Source organism: Mordavella massiliensis (assembly GCF_016902415.1).
GTDB classification, from domain to species: domain Bacteria; phylum Bacillota; class Clostridia; order Lachnospirales; family Lachnospiraceae; genus Merdimonas; species Merdimonas faecigallinarum.
Genome location: NZ_JACJLV010000016.1, coordinates 1 through 16988, shown reverse-complemented (window position 1 = coordinate 16988; position 16988 = coordinate 1). Strand labels below are relative to the sequence as shown.

Annotated in this window: 19 protein-coding genes; 4 read left to right on the top strand and 15 right to left on the bottom strand. The window is 50.3% G+C overall.

The features are described 5' to 3' along the window. Nucleotides 1–2 precede the first annotated feature (2 nt). From H6A13_RS06370 to H6A13_RS06330, 9 genes are all read right to left on the bottom strand, one after another. On the bottom strand, nt 3–680 hold the full coding sequence (locus H6A13_RS06370) for an HAD family hydrolase (protein WP_204908780.1): 678 nt from the start codon (nt 678–680) through the stop codon (nt 3–5). Continuing rightward, on the bottom strand, nt 677–1345 hold the full coding sequence (gene thiE, locus H6A13_RS06365; protein WP_204908779.1) for a thiamine phosphate synthase: 669 nt from the start codon (nt 1343–1345) through the stop codon (nt 677–679). The genes H6A13_RS06370 and thiE overlap by 4 nt, the downstream gene beginning before the upstream one ends. Next, complete coding sequence (gene thiM / locus H6A13_RS06360) at nt 1332–2195, bottom strand: hydroxyethylthiazole kinase (protein ID WP_204908778.1); 864 nt, start codon at nt 2193–2195, stop codon at nt 1332–1334. The genes thiE and thiM overlap by 14 nt, the downstream gene beginning before the upstream one ends. 145 nt (nt 2196–2340) lie before the next feature. Then, on the bottom strand, nt 2341–3111 hold the full coding sequence (locus tag H6A13_RS06355; protein ID WP_204908810.1) for an acyl-CoA dehydratase activase: 771 nt from the start codon (nt 3109–3111) through the stop codon (nt 2341–2343). Between the two features lie 74 nt (nt 3112–3185). After that, entirely contained in the window at nt 3186–4337 is a 1152-nt protein-coding gene (locus H6A13_RS06350; RefSeq protein WP_204908777.1) for a double-cubane-cluster-containing anaerobic reductase, read from the bottom strand. A gap of 213 nt (nt 4338–4550) precedes the next feature. Beyond that, the gene (gene greA / locus H6A13_RS06345; RefSeq protein ID WP_204908776.1) at nt 4551–5054 is read right to left on the bottom strand and encodes a transcription elongation factor GreA; all 504 of its coding nucleotides are present in this window, start codon (nt 5052–5054) and stop codon (nt 4551–4553) included. A 38-nt stretch (nt 5055–5092) separates the two neighbouring features. Beyond that, nucleotides 5093–5326, bottom strand: a complete 234-nt coding sequence (locus H6A13_RS06340) for a helix-turn-helix domain-containing protein (RefSeq protein WP_204908775.1) — start codon at nt 5324–5326, stop codon at nt 5093–5095. 11 nt (nt 5327–5337) lie between these two features. Beyond that, complete coding sequence (locus H6A13_RS06335; RefSeq protein WP_204908774.1) at nt 5338–5880, bottom strand: hypothetical protein; 543 nt, start codon at nt 5878–5880, stop codon at nt 5338–5340. A gap of 202 nt (nt 5881–6082) precedes the next feature. Further along, the gene (locus H6A13_RS06330; protein WP_204908773.1) at nt 6083–6877 is read right to left on the bottom strand and encodes an HAD family hydrolase; all 795 of its coding nucleotides are present in this window, start codon (nt 6875–6877) and stop codon (nt 6083–6085) included. A 198-nt stretch (nt 6878–7075) separates the two neighbouring features. On the opposite strand from H6A13_RS06330, the gene H6A13_RS06325 reads away from it, so the two are divergent. Then, on the top strand, nt 7076–8362 hold the full coding sequence (locus tag H6A13_RS06325; RefSeq protein ID WP_204908772.1) for an iron-containing alcohol dehydrogenase: 1287 nt from the start codon (nt 7076–7078) through the stop codon (nt 8360–8362). Further along, a complete protein-coding gene (locus tag H6A13_RS06320; RefSeq protein WP_204908771.1) occupies nt 8343–9722 on the top strand; it encodes an aldehyde dehydrogenase in 1380 nt (459 codons plus the stop codon). The genes H6A13_RS06325 and H6A13_RS06320 overlap by 20 nt, the downstream gene beginning before the upstream one ends. 74 nt (nt 9723–9796) lie before the next feature. Here H6A13_RS06320 and H6A13_RS06315 read toward each other — a convergent pair whose 3' ends face one another. The 5 genes from H6A13_RS06315 to H6A13_RS06295 all read right to left on the bottom strand — a co-directional run bounded on the left by H6A13_RS06315 (nt 9797) and on the right by H6A13_RS06295 (nt 13563). Beyond that, a complete protein-coding gene (locus tag H6A13_RS06315; protein WP_204908770.1) occupies nt 9797–10057 on the bottom strand; it encodes a putative Se/S carrier protein in 261 nt (86 codons plus the stop codon). 16 nt (nt 10058–10073) lie between these two features. Continuing rightward, nucleotides 10074–11351, bottom strand: coding sequence for a double-cubane-cluster-containing anaerobic reductase (locus tag H6A13_RS06310; RefSeq protein ID WP_204908769.1), 1278 nt, complete (start codon nt 11349–11351; stop codon nt 10074–10076). A 139-nt stretch (nt 11352–11490) separates the two neighbouring features. Beyond that, nucleotides 11491–12642, bottom strand: a complete 1152-nt coding sequence (locus H6A13_RS06305; protein WP_204908768.1) for an aminotransferase class V-fold PLP-dependent enzyme — start codon at nt 12640–12642, stop codon at nt 11491–11493. 12 nt (nt 12643–12654) lie between these two features. After that, complete coding sequence (locus H6A13_RS06300) at nt 12655–13269, bottom strand: cytidylate kinase-like family protein (protein ID WP_204908767.1); 615 nt, start codon at nt 13267–13269, stop codon at nt 12655–12657. A gap of 99 nt (nt 13270–13368) precedes the next feature. Continuing rightward, nucleotides 13369–13563, bottom strand: coding sequence for an S-methyl thiohydantoin desulfurase domain-containing protein (locus tag H6A13_RS06295; protein ID WP_275952149.1), 195 nt, complete (start codon nt 13561–13563; stop codon nt 13369–13371). Between the two features lie 175 nt (nt 13564–13738). Here H6A13_RS06295 and H6A13_RS06290 point away from each other — a divergent pair, with 175 nt between their 5' ends. Both H6A13_RS06290 and H6A13_RS06285 read left to right on the top strand, forming a co-directional pair. Next, complete coding sequence (locus tag H6A13_RS06290; RefSeq protein ID WP_204908766.1) at nt 13739–14905, top strand: PucR family transcriptional regulator; 1167 nt, start codon at nt 13739–13741, stop codon at nt 14903–14905. Nucleotides 14906–14914: 9 nt separating this feature from the next. After that, complete coding sequence (locus H6A13_RS06285) at nt 14915–16285, top strand: MATE family efflux transporter (protein WP_420827220.1); 1371 nt, start codon at nt 14915–14917, stop codon at nt 16283–16285. Here H6A13_RS06285 and H6A13_RS06280 read toward each other — a convergent pair. Continuing rightward, a complete protein-coding gene (locus H6A13_RS06280) occupies nt 16282–16656 on the bottom strand; it encodes a VOC family protein (RefSeq protein ID WP_204908764.1) in 375 nt (124 codons plus the stop codon). The two genes, H6A13_RS06285 and H6A13_RS06280, sit on opposite strands and share 4 nt — an antisense overlap. Nucleotides 16657–16988: the final 332 nt, after the last annotated feature.

Here is a 16988-nt window from a genome sequence, read left to right as displayed (position 1 = left end):
AATTACCCGGATAATTTTCCGGATGCTCTTAAGGCTTCCCGGAATCCGGGAAAATCTGTCAGATCCTCCAGATAATAATCTGCTGTCTCTATGATCTTTTCTTTGTCTTCATCGTTATAGGGATCCCGGACGCCCACGGTCACGAATCCGGCGGCAGCCGCCGTCTTTACCGCATAGAATGCGTCCTCAAATACCAACGTCTCTTCAGGCCTGCTTCCCATAAGCCGCGCCGCTTCTTCATAGATCTTCGGCCGGTCTTTCCCGGCTCCTATCTGTGTGCAGGTCAGGATCTCCCGGAACAGCTGCCGGATGCCAAGGCGACGGAACGCCGCGTCTGCCAGCTCTTTTTCCCCGGTGGTTGCAGCAATGATCGGAAGTCCCTCCTGACTCAGAGATCGCAGAAACCCGGCGGCGCCTTCTTTTAACGGCGCTTCCTTCTGATAAAAGTTCTCCACGATCTTTAAAATGGAAGCGGCAATCCCGCTTTCTGTATCTTTCACCGGATAGTGCTTCCGGATATAGGCGCAGGCTTCCTGCATGGTCATAGGATACAAGATCCGTCCCAGATCCTTCTCCGGCCGGATGCCCTGCTCCATTAAATATCTCTCATCTGCTTCCTCCCAGATCCCAAGGGAATCCAGAAGGGTCCCGTCTATATCAAATACTGCGCCCCGGATCATGACAGTTCTCTTTCCTGTGCTACCGCCTGCTGCACTGCTGCTTTCAGTTCCTCCGCCGCTTTCCTGCGGTCCGGGCTGGCAAAGATGGCGCTGATCACTGCCACGCCGCAGATGCCGCTGCCTGCAAGCTCCGTTACATTTTCCCTGGTAATGCCGCCGATGGCGATCACCGGAATATCCACTGCCTGGCAGATTTCCCGCAGCGTCTGAAAACTGACGTCTGCCGCATCTGCTTTGGAACTGGTGTGAAACACAGCTCCCACCCCCAGATAGTCGGCGCCCCGTTCCTGCGCCAGAAGAGCTTCTTCTACCGTTCTTGCAGACACGCCGATGATCTTGTCCGGTCCCAGTTTCTCCCTGACGCGGCCTGCCTCCATGTCGCTTTGCCCCACATGGACGCCGTCTGCGTCCACCTCCATGGCAAGTTCTACGTCGTCATTGACCACAAAAGGCACTCCATAGGCCTGGCACAACGCTTTCAGTTCTCGGGCTTCTTTAGAGAACTCCTCCCGGCACAGATCCTTTTCCCGGATCTGGACAAAGGTCACGCCTCCCTTCAGGGCTTCCTCCGTCTGCTGCGCCAGTGTCTGGCCGTCCAGCCAGGACCGGTCTGTGACCGCATAGAGTAATAAATCTTTTTCCAACTGTTGTTTATCGTATCTCATAAGCTGCTCCCTGTTCTAATGTATCTCCATCCATCTGATACACCGCGTCAATGATCCGGTTCCGGTAAGTGGCATTGCCTTCCCCGTCCTTCATGCGGCTCCATCCGATCTCCCCGGCCAGTCCCATGGCGCAGACCGAGGCCGCTGCCGCCGCAAGCTTCTGTTCCGGATTTGCCGTAACAAATGCACACATCAGACCAGAGAGCTGGCATCCGGTTCCGGTAATACGGCTCATCTGCGCGCGTCCGTTGCGGATCACGTAACAGCTGTCCCCGTCGCTGACCAGATCGATAGCGCCGGTAATGGCCACGATGCATCCTATTTCCTTTGCAAATGCCTTTGCAAATGCGATCCCTTCCTCCAGATTCTCTTCTGTCACCGCATCTTTGATATCCGCATCCACGCCCCGGGTCGCTCCGGCAGACACCTGCTCTTCCCCGTTTTCCCGGCTCCTGCCCGGCCTGTTCTCCCAGAGAGTACGGATCTCTGAGATATTTCCCCGGATCACGTCCGGACGGATCTTCTCCATGATCTCTAAAGCAGTCCTGGTCCGAAGGGTACTGGCTCCGGCTCCCACCGGATCTAAGAGTACCGGATGCCCCAGTCCCTTTGCCCGCCTGCCTGCCGCAAACATTCCTTCGATGGTCCGCCGGTTCAGGGTGCCGATATTCAGGTTCAGGCCGCCGCAGATGACCGTGATCTCGGCCGCGTCTTCCGCCTCGTCTGCCATGATCGGACTCGCCCCGCAGGCAAGGATCATATTTGCCACGTCATTCACCGTGACATAATTGGTAATATTGTGTATCAGTGGTGCGTGTGCGCGCACCTGGTCCAGATAGATTCCAATCATAGATTGTTGTTCCTCCCACATTTCTTTTCGTCTATTATAACAGGTGACCAGGGAAAACGTAAATGGGGACGTGCATTTTTTGCTATGCACGCCCCCTTATCTTTTCATGGTTTTCTTCGGTTCCCGGATCTGCTCCTTCTATTCTTTACCGGCGCTTCCGGCTCTTTTCTTCCGCAAGCTTCGCGGCGCCGATGGCTCCGGCATACCGGCCCATCTCCGTAGGCTCCACGGTCCTTCCCAGCTTATCAGACAGCTGGGCGGTAAAATAACGGCTCTTACTTAAGCCTCCGGTCAGGATGATCTTCTCTGGAAGATCCTTTCTCTGGGCAAGCTGGGCTACTTTTGCGGCCACAGAATCCACCACTCCTGCCGCAATATCTTCCCTTGGTTTGCCCTCTCCGATATAATTGATGACCTCGGACTCTGCAAAAACGGTGCACAGAGAACTGATAGACAGAATATTTCCCCTGTCCGCCATCTCAAACAGTTCCTGTAGCGTAACGCCCAGCCGGTTCGCCATGATCTCCAGGAATTTTCCGGTTCCGGCGGAACATTTATCATTCATCAGGAAATCTTTTACCATCCCGTCTTCCAGAATGATGACTTTGGTATCCTGTCCGCCCACATCGATGACCGCGCAGTCATTTCCGGCAAATTCCCGGCCTCCTCTGGCATGGCAGGTGATCTCGGTGATCACATAATCTGCGTAATCTACCGCGATCCGGCCATATCCGGTGGCAACTACTTTCGTATCTTCCGCCTCCACGTCTACGCCCTCTTCCAGAAGCTTTTCCTTAATGGTACCAGCCGTCTCCTTGCTGCTCCATCCTGTCGGGAGCACATAATTGATCTCTTTGTCTCCCCGCACGGAAACTTTAGATGCGGTGGAGCCGATATCGATCCCCACAAAATTCATGTTTTCTTCATCCTTTCTGTCATCCGGACCTCTCGTCATCTGAACCTCTGCAGTCCGGATCTTTCATACCTATCTTACAGCATTTCGATAAATGCCGCAATTCTGGTATTTAACTGTCCGATATCAGCCTGTGAGTAATCGGTCTCCACACCGATGTACGGAATATTTTTCTTTTCATTTACGAATCTGCGGATGCCGGTGCTTTCCACATTGTAGGTATGACAGGCCTGCAGGATCATTTCCACTACGCCGTCCACCTGATATTCATCGATCAGCCTTCCGAGAAGCTCCAGACGGTTGGGGTTCGGCGCCATGACGGAACATCCGATATCCAGATATCTTCTTGCCAGCGCGTCGTATACGTCCGGATTGTCCTCGTCCACCAGCTTGTCAATGGATTTCGCTCCGGTACAGTTCTCATATGTAACAACAATGCCGCCGTTATTTTCGATGGCCTGGATCACCTTCTCTGTCGCGCCGCCGATCGGGCAGCCGGTCACCAGGATACGCGGCTTCTTCTCCTGCATCTTGCCTTCTGCATATTCCTTTTCGATCTTGTCCACCAGCGCGTCCACCTCTGCCGGGATCTGGGAACGGTCAAATTTGAATGTGCTTCCATATAATACTTTAAACAGATCATGGCCTGTGATCGGCGCCGGATCATGATGCATTACTTCGTAGAGACGGCGCAGCGATCTGCGACCCGCATTATTGATCTTGATCGCATTCCGGATCTGATCCTCGGTGATCTCCACATCAAACTTCTTCTCCAGGTATTCTTTAAAGCGGATGATCTCACTCTTCCACAGCTGAAACGCCTGCTCGCCCTGCGTATTCGGCAGCTCCATCAGAAATACATCCTTAAACTCCGACATATATTCATACATTTTCTTCTTGCCGTCGCAGGTAGTCTCACCAACCACAACATCAGAAAAATAGAAAAACGGACATTTATCAGTCACGGCAAACCCATAGCTGGATTTGATCAGCGGACACAGATTTTTCGGCAGATCCTTCTCCGCCACGGAAATCGTCTCATCCGATGTAGAACACAGGCCCACCGTGGCCGCGCCCATAGCCATGGCAATCTCCTGCGGGAAATACGTACAATACGCTCCGACCACCGGAACCCCTTTATCCTTCAGCTCCTTCACCGCCAGGAAAGACTTCTTGCGCTGCTCTGCAAATTCCTCAAAAACCTCTGGTAAATCCTTAATAACTTCCATAAAAATCTCCTCTCCGAACCACACAGTGGTACATTTTGTCCTATCCTTTATTGTAACAGCACAAAAACATTCTCACCAATTCAAAAAGCTGATAAACCATCCTCACTTATAGACGCCGGCAATAGGGTACACCCTGTTTTTCAAAAAGGTACAGGGTGAAATGCAATTTGGGACGTAGTCCTTTGCAAAAGGACTACGTCCCAAATTAGCAAGTTAGTACCTGCGCAGTTGATCCTGTGAGTCATCCGTGGATTTGTCTATCCTCCTGATCTCCACATAATATCCGCCGTTTTCGCCGGTTTTTACGAATACACGGTCGCCTTCTCTGTGTCCCCGGATCGCTTTTCCAAGCGGTGATTCGATGCTGATCTTCCCTTCCATGGAATTGGCGCGGATGCTGGTTACCAGCCGGTATGTTTCTACTTCTTCATCGTCTTCAAAGTAAAGGTCTACGGTGTTGTTGATGCCCACTTCATCGCCTGCCGACTGATCGGAAACGATTTTTGCGTGTTTGAGCATCCGTTCCAGATAGCGGATCCTGCTTTCGTTGCGGTTCTTATCCTGCTTGGCCGCTTTGTATTCGAAGTTTTCGCTTAAGTCCCCCTGGGCTCTTGCTTCTTTTACGGCTTCTAATTCTTTTTTCCGTACTACAAGTTTCCGGTACTCGATTTCTTCCTTGATCTTTTTTACGTCATTTGGCGTCAATTGTTCGCCCACTTTTTCTTTCTCCTCTCTCTTTTTATATTCATTGCATGCTATGCTTTTTCTTTTGTCTTTTCTTCTGTTTCCCGCTTATATTCTAATATATCTCCGGGCTGGCAGTCCAGCACGTCGCAGATGGCGTCCAGTGTGGAGAACCGCACGGCTTTTACTTTGCCTGTTTTCAGATTTGAAAGATTGACATTGGAAATCCCTACTCTGTCGGATAATTCATTTAACGACATCTTCCTGTCTGCCATCACCCGGTCCAGTCTTAATATAATCGCCATGACGGCACCTCCTACAATATTTCCTCCTGTTCTTTTTGCATCCTTGCTCCCTCGCGGATCAGACTTCCCAATACGAGAAGCAAGAGTCCCGGAAGCAGAATGGTTCCGTCGATCAGTACAAACGCATCGCTGGATAAGATCTCATACCCGGACGAATGATAACCGGAAAGTCTGGGGATCCATACAGATGCCGCCGTATAAATCACTCCCAGCAACAGCACGCACCTGGCCAGCGTCCCGGAAAACATCCTGCCTGCATGCAGGTCTTTCGCGATACAGATCAGACCAGCAAAACTGATCAAAATGGTGAAAACAAAGAGGATCCGCCCTGCAAAAGCCACCGCGCCGGCCTCTTCCCACTCTCTTGCTTTTATCATCCACGGCAAAGACCACAGGCAGCCAAGCGCCGCGAATCCTGTCACAACTAACGACAGCCCCAGAAGTACTTTCAGCCTTCTGGGTGTTCTTTTTCTTCCTTCCTTCTGCGTATCCACCGCAAAATCATTGACCTGAACGGCTCTTTCTTCCTGTACTTTTCCTTCTTCGTTCATCATTCCCGCACCTCCGATACATGTTCTGCGATAATTATTTAATGTTTATCGTTAAATATATGGTATCACGGGAATATTCTGATGTCAAGTACGCAACTACACAAACTGCACGCAACTACACAAACTGCACGCAAATACACAAACCGTACGCAAATACACAATACAAAAGTGCGCAAGCCGGCAGCAAAGAAAAGCCCCCTGTCCGCTAGATCAGCCCCAGATGTTCCATAGCTTTCCAGATCCCGTCCTGCTCCACTGTATCCGTAATGTATTCGGCATAGGGCTCCAGCACCGGATCATGCTCACCCATGACAATCCCGTGCTTTGCATATTCAAACATGGAAAGATCATTGCTGCTGTCACCGAACACATAGATCTGTTCCAGATCCAGATTCAGGTATTTCCGCATAAACTCAATGGCCGTCGCCTTGGAATATCCTTTCTGGATACACTCATACACGCCTCTGGTCCGGTCGATGGGAACCAGGTCTTCTGCGATCGCCTCGAAAAACTCTTCTTTCCGGCTCGCCTGATCGGTACAGATCAAAAGCTTATCGTATCGAAGCCCTTTCCTCTCATAGTACCGCTCCACGCCAAGCCCCAGGGACGCCATGTACCGGCGGGTGCTCTCCACATTTTCAAACCGGCTGATCCGCTCAGAAAAATACACATCATCCGTACCCTCCAGGAAACCTTCGATCCCCAGACGCTTCATGGCGTCAATATAACGGTATCCCCGGTCCTCGGGGATCGGATGTTCCAGAAGAACGCCGTGCCGGTAATTAATATAGGTTCCGCAGCCTCCCAGGATCCCGTCGATCCCCATCATTTTTATCCCGACCGGGATGCTGCAGACCGTCCGCCCTGTATTAATGAAGATCAGATGCCCTGCTGCCCTGGCCCGTTTTACTGCCTCCGCAGCGCTCTCTGGAAGTTCGTTCGTTCTGTCGTCGATCAGCGTGCCGTCTATATCAAAAAACAATGCTGCTTTCTTATCCATTTTCGTCTCCTTCTTTTCTCTGCAAATCCCTTTGGGAGAGGCAGGACCCCATCCCAAAGCATCAGTTCTATTATACGTATTTTTCTCCGCTTCTGGCAACTCAGGTTTATTGACAAACCTTGACGTAACTGCTAATATTTTTTTGTGAAAAATATGTAAAAATGCGCGTTTTTTACGCGCCGGAAAGGATCCAACGCTATGAACTATTTTAAGAAAATTTATTGCAGGACCTTTCAGACAGGACTTAAGATCGCCCTGCCGTTCCTGCCATACCGCAAACCCAGGATTGTCGGCAGCGTCAAGGCTCTGCCGGAAATCATTCAAAAGAAAAAGTGCAGCAAGGTGCTGATCATCACGGATGCCGGGATCCGAAAACTCGGCCTCACCGGCCGGCTGGAAAAAGCCCTCACCGGTGCCGGGATTCCCTACTGCATGTATGATAAAACCGTAGCCAATCCTACGACTGCAAATGTAGCTGAGGCGCTGGAACTCTATCAGACCGAAGGATGCGACTGTATCATCGGTTTTGGCGGCGGTTCCAGTATGGACTGCGCCAAAGCCGTGGGCGCGCGGGCCGTAAAACCCCGTCAGTCCCTGGCAAAAATGAAGGGCATTTTAAAAGTACATAAAAAACTTCCCCTTCTGATGGCCGTTCCGACCACCGCAGGCACCGGAAGCGAGACCACCCTGGCCGCTGTCATCACCGATGCCCAGACCCGGTACAAATACGCGATCAACGATTTCCCGCTGATCCCCCGGTACGCGGTCCTGGATCCCAAAGTCACCTTAAGCCTGCCGCCATTTATCACGGCCACAACCGGCATGGACGCCCTGACGCACGCAGTGGAAGCCTACATCGGCAATTCCACTACCTACGGCACCAGGAAGGATGCGCTGCTGGCTGTTCAGCTGATCTTTGAAAACATTGATAAAGTCTATCAGGACGGCAGCAACATCGACGCCCGCAGAAACATGCTGCACGCTTCCTTCTACGCAGGATGCGCATTTACCAAATCCTACGTGGGATATGTTCACGCCGTCGCCCACTCCCTGGGCGGCGAATACAACGTCCCCCACGGATTCGCAAATGCAGTGATCCTTCCTATGGTACTGGAAGCCTATGGCGAAAAAATCCACAAAAAACTGCACCGGCTGGCCATTGCCGCCGGCCTTGCCGACCAGGACACTCCTGACGAAGAAGCAGCCGGCCGGTTCATTGAAGCCATCAAACTGATGAAAGAAAGATTCGGTATCGGCAGCCGCATCCCGGAGATCCGGGAAGAGGACATCCCCAAACTGGCGCATTACGCAGATAAGGAGGCCAACCCTCTTTATCCGGTTCCGGTCCTTTTGAATGCCGCTGAACTGGAGGCCTTCTATTATATGTTAATGAACGATGACGATCCGGACACCGACAAAGGCGCTCCGGACGATGAAAATGATGATAGGAAAGGAGCGGATACCCATGACGGAACAGGAAATTAAATCCATTGTTACCGCACAGAGAAAATATTTCCAGACCGGAGCAACTCTTCCGGTAGAAGCACGGATCAGCGCCCTGAAAAGACTGTATGTTGTCATTTCCGAATGTGAAAAAGAAATCCACAGTGCGCTGAAAAAGGACCTGGGAAAAAGCGGGTTTGAAAGCTATATGTGTGAAACAGGACTGGTTCTGGAAGAAATCAGCTATATGCTAAAACATGTCCGGAAATTTGCCGGAGAAAAAACGGTTCGCACCCCTCTGGCCCAGTTCCATTCCCACAGTTACCGGAAGCCTTCGCCGTACGGAGTCACGCTGATCATGAGCCCCTGGAACTATCCCTTTATGCTGACGCTTTCTCCACTGGTGGACGCACTGGCGGCCGGAAATACCGCGGTGGTAAAGCCAAGCGCCTATTCTCCTTATACCAGCGACGTGATCCTGCAGATCCTGTCCCAGTGTTTTGATCGCGAATACGTGGCGGTTGTCACCGGCGGGCGGGCAGAAAATACCTGCCTGTTAAAAGAACATTTCGATTATATCTTCTTTACCGGAAGCCAGTCCGTTGGCAAAGAAGTCATGCGCAGCGCCGCAGAACATCTGACTCCGGTTACACTGGAACTTGGCGGAAAAAGCCCCTGCATCGTGGATGCTTCCGCAAATATCCGGCTGGCCGCCAGAAGAATCGTCTTCGGCAAATATCTGAACTGCGGCCAGACCTGCGTGGCCCCGGATTACATTTACTGCCACAGATCCGTCAAAGACAGACTGATCAAAGAAGTACAAAAACAGATCCAGAAGCAGTACGGCAAGCAGCCGCTGAAAAACGCAAATTACGGAAAGATCATCAACGAAAAACATTTCGACCGGATCCTCGGCCTGATCGATGGCGAAAAGGTCGTGCACGGCGGAAAATCCGACCGCAAAACCCTTCGCATCGAACCCACAGTCATGGACAATGTCACATTTGCTGATGCCGTGATGCAGGAAGAAATCTTCGGACCGGTCATGCCCATCCTGGTATTCGACCACCTGGACGAGGTCATCCGCAATGTCAACTCCAGGCCCCATCCGCTGGCTCTCTACCTCTTTACCTCAGACAAAAAAGCAGCCAGACGGGTCACATCACACTGCGGCTTCGGCGGCGGGTGCATCAACGACACCATCATCCACCTGGCCACTACAGAAATGGGATTCGGCGGATTTGGAGAAAGCGGTATGGGCGCTTATCACGGAAAGATCGGCTTCGATACCTTCTCGCACTACAAGAGCATCGTAGACAAGAAAACCTGGCTGGATCTGCCTATGCGCTATCAGCCATACCGGAAATTACACGAAAAAATGATACGGTTTTTCCTGAAATAATTCAAAAAGGTACAGGGTAAAATGCAATTGGGGACGTAGACCTTTGCAAAAGGTCTACGTCCCCTGTTAGCAAATTAACAATATCTGTCTCTTTTTGGATTGACATCTTTTGCTATCTCTGCAATCCGCAAAATCTCAATCCCTTTTTCTTCTACGCATTTTTCTATGGCCGGTATATCTTCTTTTCGGATCATCAGCGCAATCCCGCAACACTTGCTGACTGCCCTGGGAGTCGGTGATATCGTTGCCTGAATGCCCTGTTTTTTTAATTCCTGATAAAGACGCATGCCATTATCATGGTTGGGGAAAATGACGTAGTGCTGCATTTGCTGCATTTCGCTCATCCTTCTTTTATTTGCTGTTTAACATTTCTACAAATGCGCTGATCCTGGTGCGAAGCTGCTGCGCGTCGCTGTCCGTATAATCTGTCTCAATGCCAAGTACCGGAATGCCGGCTTCTTTCATGGCCCGTTCTACAAAATAGCCCTCTGTATCGTACAGATTGCAGAATTTCAGGTTTACATCAATAATGCCGTCTACCTTATATTCTTTTGCCAGTCTGAAAATATCATCGATCCTGCCGTGGTTCGGTGTGAAGCATGCGCAGTTGATCTTCATATATCTTTCTGCGATTGCCTGAATCTGATCCTCCACGGTTTCCTTCGTCTCATCCACCAGATTTTCAAAATATCTGGTTCCGGTACACATCTCTTCACAGACAACTACAGCGCCGCTGGTCTCCACGATATTATGAAGTTTCCAGTTGGGGATTGCAAGAGGTGTTCCTGTCAGCATGATCCGCTTGGTTCCTGCAGGCACTACACTGACGCCGTCTCTGATCCTCTGTTCCAGTTCGTCGCACAGTTTGTTGGTCATCTGCGCAAATCTTGCCGGATCATCATAGAATGCAATCTGAGAGATGACAAGCGCATCGGTTCCGCTGATTGGAAGGACTTCACTCTTTCTGCAGTTATAAAGTCTGTCAAGCGCACGCCTCTTATCATTGATCAGTTTAATCGCTGCAGCCAGCTTTTCTGCAGTCACTTTATTTCCGGTAAATTCTTCTACCTGATCCTTCAGGGCAGTGATCTCTTCCGCCCACGCCTGCACGTCTTTTGCCCGCTTCATCTGCGGAAGATCCATCACATACACCGGAACATCCTCACTTAAGATTTCCCACGCCTTCTTTTTTCCATCGCAGGTAGTTTCCCCAATGTACATATCCGCAATCCGGAAAAACGGACAGGTTCTGTCAAGCCTTGCCCCTACAGACGCTTTGATCAGAGGACAGGTGTTAACAGGCAGCACCTTTTCCCCGCCCGGCACCCAGAACTGAGAGCCGCCGCAAAGTCCTGTGGCAATAGCGTCTGCCGCAAAGATCACTTCATCCGGTACATATACGCAGAAAGTTCCAAACACTTTTCCGCCTTTTTTCTGATGTTCGATCAGCTCTGCCGGACGGATGCCGTGAATATCGGCTACCACCATATTATAATAGTCCATTGCCTCCGGGCGGTTCTCCTGGGAAAGGAAAACATCTCCAAACGCCTGGGGAAGCACCTCGCATAACTGATCATGGAGTTCCAGGTTCATCCCAAGGTCACTCCACATTTTCCGGTTGTCTGCCATTTCAATTTCCTCCTTTGTCTTACGATTTTCCTGAATTTACCGTAACACGTTTAGATGGCAAGAACAACCGGACCGCTAAAGATCATTTATTGATTTTTTCTGTCATTTACTCCTGCTTATTGATGATTTCTATCATTAATTACTGAAAAAGTTCCTTCATCACCTGAATACAACGATCAATCTCATCTCTTGTATTGGAAGCGCTGAAGGCAAACCGTACCGTACCTTCCGGAAATGTATGTAACGACCGGTGGGCCAGCGGCGCGCAGTGAAGCCCCACACGGGTCATGATCCCTGCTCTTTGTTCCAGTTCAAATGCCGCCACCGCGTTGTCCATTGTCTGAAAATCCAGAGAAACAACAGCCGTTCTATTTTTCAGATCCGGTCTTCCTACAATCCGGATATCCCGAAATTCGCGGATCTGTTCCAGAAAATAACCGGTCAGTTCCATCTTTTTTTCGCGAAGGCTGTCGATTCCTGTCTGCTCCAGATAAGAAAGCGCCGCGTGAAGTCCGATGATCCCCGGCAGATCCATGGTGCCGCTTTCATACTTATCCGGAAGCTGCTCCGGCATTTCATATGAATCAGACTGACTGCCCGTTCCTCCAAGGATACAGGGCTCCATTTCCCGGCTCAGCCGGTCAGAAATCACAAACCCGCCAATCCCCTGCGGTCCCAGAAGTCCCTTATGTCCGGCAAACGCCAGCAGATCGATCCCGGTTCCAGGCATATCAATTGGAAATGTACCGGCCGTCTGCGCTGAATCCACCGCAAAAAACAGATCGTGGCGCCGGCACACCTCTCCCAGATCGCGGATAGGCACAACGGTTCCACACACATTAGACGCATGGGAAACGATCATGGCTTTTGTCGCCGGCCGGATCAGACTCTCCGCCTGCTCGGCCTTCAGGTTCCCCTGCCGGTCTACCGGAATCACATCATAAGCCACTCCCTGCTTCGTCATCCGGTGCAGCGGACGCATCACCGCATTATGTTCAAGCCCGGTTACCAGTACATGGTCCCCGGGCTTTAAAAATCCGTTGATAAAATAATTTAAAGAACATGTAACGCCTGATGTAAAGATCACATGCCTGGAATCCTCCACCTGAAACATCCGGGCCAGTTTTTCTCTGGTGGAAAGCACTTTCCCCGCCACTTCATAGGCACCGGTATAGTTCCCGCGGTTAATGTTAAATGCCCCCTCTTCCAGCAGACGGCACACCGCTTCTGCCACCCCGGGCGCTTTGGGCCAGGAAGTGCTCCCATTGTCAAAATAAATCTGTCCGTCCATGAAGCGCCTCCTCTATCTGCAGATTCTTTCCAGTATATCAACCGTGCGATCCATTCCCAGACGGCTCACGTTCAGGAGCATGTGATGGGAGTCGATGCTGCCCCACTCCTGTCCGGTATGGGACTCATAATAATTCCTGCGCTCCCGGTCCATCTTCTTGATCTTATCTGCCGCTTTCCGCTGAGAAATGTCATACTTCGCGGCGATCCTCTCCACCCGGTCCTCCCAGTCCGCACAGATAAATACATTGATACAGTTCTTATGATCCCGCAGGACAAAATCCGCGCAGCGTCCCACTATAATGCACGGTCCCCGCTCCGCCAGTTTGCGGATGATATCGCACTGCAGTTCATACACCTGCTGTGTCAGAGGCGGAACGTACTCTGTACCGTTCAGACGGCTGGACTCTTCAATCGGCTCAAAGATAAATCCTGCAAGAAAACTGTTCAGCGTTGTCTCATCCACTGCCCGGGCCGTCTCTTCCCGGATGTCCAGCTTTTCCGCCACCATACGGATCAGATTGTTATCATAGAGCGGAATATCCAACCTGGTGGCTAAAAGATTTCCAATCTCATGGCCGCCGCTTCCGAATTCACGGCCGATAGTAATGATCCTGTGTTCTGTCATAGAGAGTCCCCCTTTCTCCTGAAACGTAAAATGCAGTTGTTTTCTTCATTATACCGCAGTTCTCTCCAAATTGACAGACTTTATGAGAAAGGAACGTAATCAAAATGAAATCCAAAAAGAGCTGTGCTGCAGTTCCGGTACGGAACGTCCCGCCGGATCCCCGTCAATGATCGGAAGTCCCAGCTGACAGGCAATGTGAAACGCGTAAGCAGTATTGGCTCCTCCCAGTTCTGTAGCCACCACGCCAAAAAATGGTTTCCCGAAATACTCTTCCAGTGTACGGAAGGCAAGCAGAGATTCCGGATAGCCCAGAACCGGAAGCCTTGCGTACTCTTTCCAGTCTTTTTTTCTTTACACATCATTTCTTATATAAAAAAATTCATCCTTTTTTGTTTCTTTTACAAACACCTCTGGATTTATTTCTGAAATGCTGTTAGAATTACAAAAAAGGGGAAAGGAATGACAAAAGATGAATGAGTTGACTGTCCGAGATATATTAAATCTTCCATTTATGGACGGATATCGTCTGGCTGCGGGAGCTTCGGGCCTGGACAATCCGGTCCATTTTCCAAATGTATATGATATCCCTCATGACGCAGGCGATCCCGTACTTGATGAACTGACCGCCCGCCATGATTTTTATCTCACCGCCTTGTATTATGGAAAAGACAACCCCGACTATATTTACAGTGTCATGGAGTGGTATCTGTCTATCCAGGCATCTGCAGTCTGTATCATTGATCTGTATATAAACGAGCTCCCGGAAAAGGTGGTCCGGCTCTGTGATGAGCACAGGCTTCCTGTGATCTTTATCAGCCAGCAGGTCCCCTATTCCACCGTGATCTCAAACATTATTGAATGCAAGCTTTCTCTGGAGCGCCGCCGTTTCGTCACCAATCAGCTTCTGGCGCTGACTTCGGAACATACGGCAGAAAAAGAGAAGCGGGAGATTATTCGGGAACTGAACCCCAGTTTTTCCAGTCATGTGATCGCATTTTTCTGCTCCGGGGCAGAGCCGCTCCAGCAAAAAATGCCATCTGACACACCGCTCTACTACGGGATCACTTCTCTGATCGCAGAGTACCGGGACGGGATTCTGCTGGCCTACTCTTTCCACCGGAAATCCGATTCCCAGCTTCGCCAGGCGACAGAAGAGATTCTTGCTTATCTGCGGGAACAGCTTCCGGAAATACGGATCGGCATCAGCGACACCCTGCCCGTCTCCCAGCTTGGAGACGCGATCTCCCAGGCCTTTGTAGCGGCTGATTCAGCTGACTTTGGCCAGTCTGCTTCCTACAGCGATCTGGGCGTGATGCGGCTGCTGGTATCCATTCAGGGGCATCCGGCGATTCAGAAGTATTATCAGGAGACCATCGCGCCGCTGATAAAATATGACAAGGAAAATCATTCCCAGCTTTTTGTCACCCTTTGCCGCTTCATCGAAAACGGCGCAGATTATAAACGGACTGGAGCCGCCATGTTTCTGCATGAAAACACGGTCCGCTACCGGATCAACAATCTGAAGGAAATCTTGAATTACGGGAAAAGCGAAGTGGATTTTCTGGAAACTCTTTCCATGATCTATAAAATCCACAAGCTTCTTACTCCCTCCACACATACATCGAAAGAAGGATAAAATATGAAACTGAAAATGTCTAACGAGGTGGACCTTGGCCGCGAGCCGGTCCGCCATCTGCTGTTTGTGCTTGCTGTCCCGGCCATCACCTCACAGGTTGTCAATGCCCTGTATAACATGGTGGACCGGATGTATATCGGCCACATACCAGAAACCGGCGCCGCGTCACTGACCGGCGTCGGTGTATGTTTTCCGCTGATCATGATCGTTTCCGCCTTTGCCTCGCTTCTGGGAATGGGCGGCGCTCCAAGGGCCAGTATCCTGATGGGCAAAAAAGACAATCAGGGGGCGGAAAAAATTATGGGAAACTGTTTTACCGCCCTGGTGATCGCCGCAGTGCTGCTAACGATATTGATCCTGATCTTTCAGCGTCCGCTGCTCTTTCTCTTTGGAGCCAGTGAAAATACCATCGGCTATGCGCTGGACTATATGTCCATCTACGCCATCGGCACCATTTTTGTGCAGCTGACCCTTGGTATGAACATGTTTATCTCTGCCCAGGGATTTTCCAAGATCAGTATGCTGACAGTCGTGATCGGCGCAGTCACCAACATCATCCTGGATCCGGTTTTTATCTTCGGTTTCGGCATGGGCGTCCGGGGCGCGGCCCTGGCTACCATTTTATCCCAGGCGATCAGCGCGGTCTGGGCCATCCGGTTCCTGACCGGACAGAACACTGTGCTGCGCCTGAAAAAGGAACATTTAAAGATCCGTTCCAAAATCTTACTTCCCTGCATCGGACTTGGCGTCGCGCCTTTTGTCATGCAGTCCACAGAAAGCATTCTGGTGCTGTGCTTCAACTCTTCCCTGCTGAAATATGGCGGGGACCTGGCAGTCGGCGCCATGACGATCTTATCCAGTGTCATGCAGTTTGCCCTTCTGCCCCTGCAGGGCCTCACCCAGGGCGGGCAGCCGATCATCAGTTTTAACTATGGAGCCGGAAATGCAGACAGGGTAAAGGAAGCCTTTAAAATGCAAACCATCTGCTGTGTCAGCTTTGCCGCCATTTTGTGGATCTTGTCAGAACTGACCCCCGGAATCTTCGTAGCGGTCTTTACCAGCGATCCGGAGCTGTCGGCTCTGGCCTCCTGGGCTCTTCGCATTTACATGGGATCTGTGGTTCTGATGGGGCTTCAGATTTCCTGCCAGCAGACTTTTATTGCTTTTGGAAACTCAAAAGTGTCTGCATTTCTTGCCATTTTCCGCAAGATCCTGGTATTGATCCCTCTGATCTATATCCTTCCGGCCTTTCTTTCAGATAAGGTGATGGCCGTCTTTCTGGCAGAACCCATCGCAGACTTTATTGCAGTTGCAACAACAGTGACCATGTTCACCTTCAGTTTTAAAGCAACACTCAAAAAAATGCGCGCCCCGGCTTAACAGCCATGGCGCGCGTTTTTCTTTCGCACTTCGATCAGATGCCCGTCAGGATCGTACAGCCGGATCAGGTCTTCGTCAGATCCCGACTGTAAAAAACGAATTTCACAAACATCCTCTTGGTAATTATTTAGTTTCTTTTGAAATATTTCCATATCTGTTTCTTCAAAATACAGCTCCGCTCCGGCATCACCGATCTGAACTGTTTTTCCGATTGCTTTCTGCCAAACCTGTTTCTCCTGCAGGACCAGACCTTCCGCCAGGATCACATTTCCCTCTTGCTCCAGGATCACAGGCAAACCAAACAAATCACGATAAAAGCGTTTGGATCTTTCCATATCAGATACTACGATCAGGACATTTTTCAGTTTCATACAAAGACCTCCTTCCCGGGAAGATATCATCATTTTAGCATAATCTCTTTCAGAAAGATATAGGATTTTCCAAACAGGGCCGGCCAGGTTGCAAACGGTTAAGATTGATCTTTTAATATCTCAGCCGTGTCCCCGGGCTCTGTTATACGGTTCGGATACGACTTTTCCCTTGTTAACCGTACACTTATGCCTTTAAATACGGTTTGAATTGAATTTTAACTTACATAGCCGTACATTTTATATTTTTGTACGGTTGGAATCTTCCTTTTTTTTCATTAATCCGTATTTGCATAGAAAAAAGTACGGTTAAATGAATCTTATTGATACCACAG

Bases quoted from the DNA above. Each gene is read 5' to 3' on its own strand.
- H6A13_RS06280 (WP_204908764.1), bottom strand. From the start codon at position 16,656: ATGAAACTGAAAAATGTCCTGATCGTAGTATCTGATATGGAAAGATCC.
- H6A13_RS06290 (WP_204908766.1), top strand. From the start codon at position 13,739: ATGAATGAGTTGACTGTCCGAGATATATTAAATCTTCCATTTATGGAC.
- H6A13_RS06350 (WP_204908777.1), bottom strand. From the start codon at position 4,337: ATGGAAGTTATTAAGGATTTACCAGAGGTTTTTGAGGAATTTGCAGAG.
- H6A13_RS06320 (WP_204908771.1), top strand. From the start codon at position 8,343: ATGACGGAACAGGAAATTAAATCCATTGTTACCGCACAGAGAAAATAT.
- H6A13_RS06310 (WP_204908769.1), bottom strand. From the start codon at position 11,351: ATGGCAGACAACCGGAAAATGTGGAGTGACCTTGGGATGAACCTGGAA.
- thiM (WP_204908778.1), bottom strand. From the start codon at position 2,195: ATGATTGGAATCTATCTGGACCAGGTGCGCGCACACGCACCACTGATA.
- H6A13_RS06340 (WP_204908775.1), bottom strand. From the start codon at position 5,326: ATGGCGATTATATTAAGACTGGACCGGGTGATGGCAGACAGGAAGATG.
- thiE (WP_204908779.1), bottom strand. From the start codon at position 1,345: ATGAGATACGATAAACAACAGTTGGAAAAAGATTTATTACTCTATGCG.
- H6A13_RS06300 (WP_204908767.1), bottom strand. From the start codon at position 13,269: ATGACAGAACACAGGATCATTACTATCGGCCGTGAATTCGGAAGCGGC.
- H6A13_RS06355 (WP_204908810.1), bottom strand. From the start codon at position 3,111: ATGAATTTTGTGGGGATCGATATCGGCTCCACCGCATCTAAAGTTTCC.
- H6A13_RS06335 (WP_204908774.1), bottom strand. From the start codon at position 5,880: ATGATGAACGAAGAAGGAAAAGTACAGGAAGAAAGAGCCGTTCAGGTC.
- H6A13_RS06315 (WP_204908770.1), bottom strand. From the start codon at position 10,057: ATGCAGCAAATGCAGCACTACGTCATTTTCCCCAACCATGATAATGGC.
- H6A13_RS06325 (WP_204908772.1), top strand. From the start codon at position 7,076: ATGAACTATTTTAAGAAAATTTATTGCAGGACCTTTCAGACAGGACTT.
- H6A13_RS06305 (WP_204908768.1), bottom strand. From the start codon at position 12,642: ATGGACGGACAGATTTATTTTGACAATGGGAGCACTTCCTGGCCCAAA.
- H6A13_RS06330 (WP_204908773.1), bottom strand. From the start codon at position 6,877: ATGGATAAGAAAGCAGCATTGTTTTTTGATATAGACGGCACGCTGATC.
- H6A13_RS06370 (WP_204908780.1), bottom strand. From the start codon at position 680: ATGATCCGGGGCGCAGTATTTGATATAGACGGGACCCTTCTGGATTCC.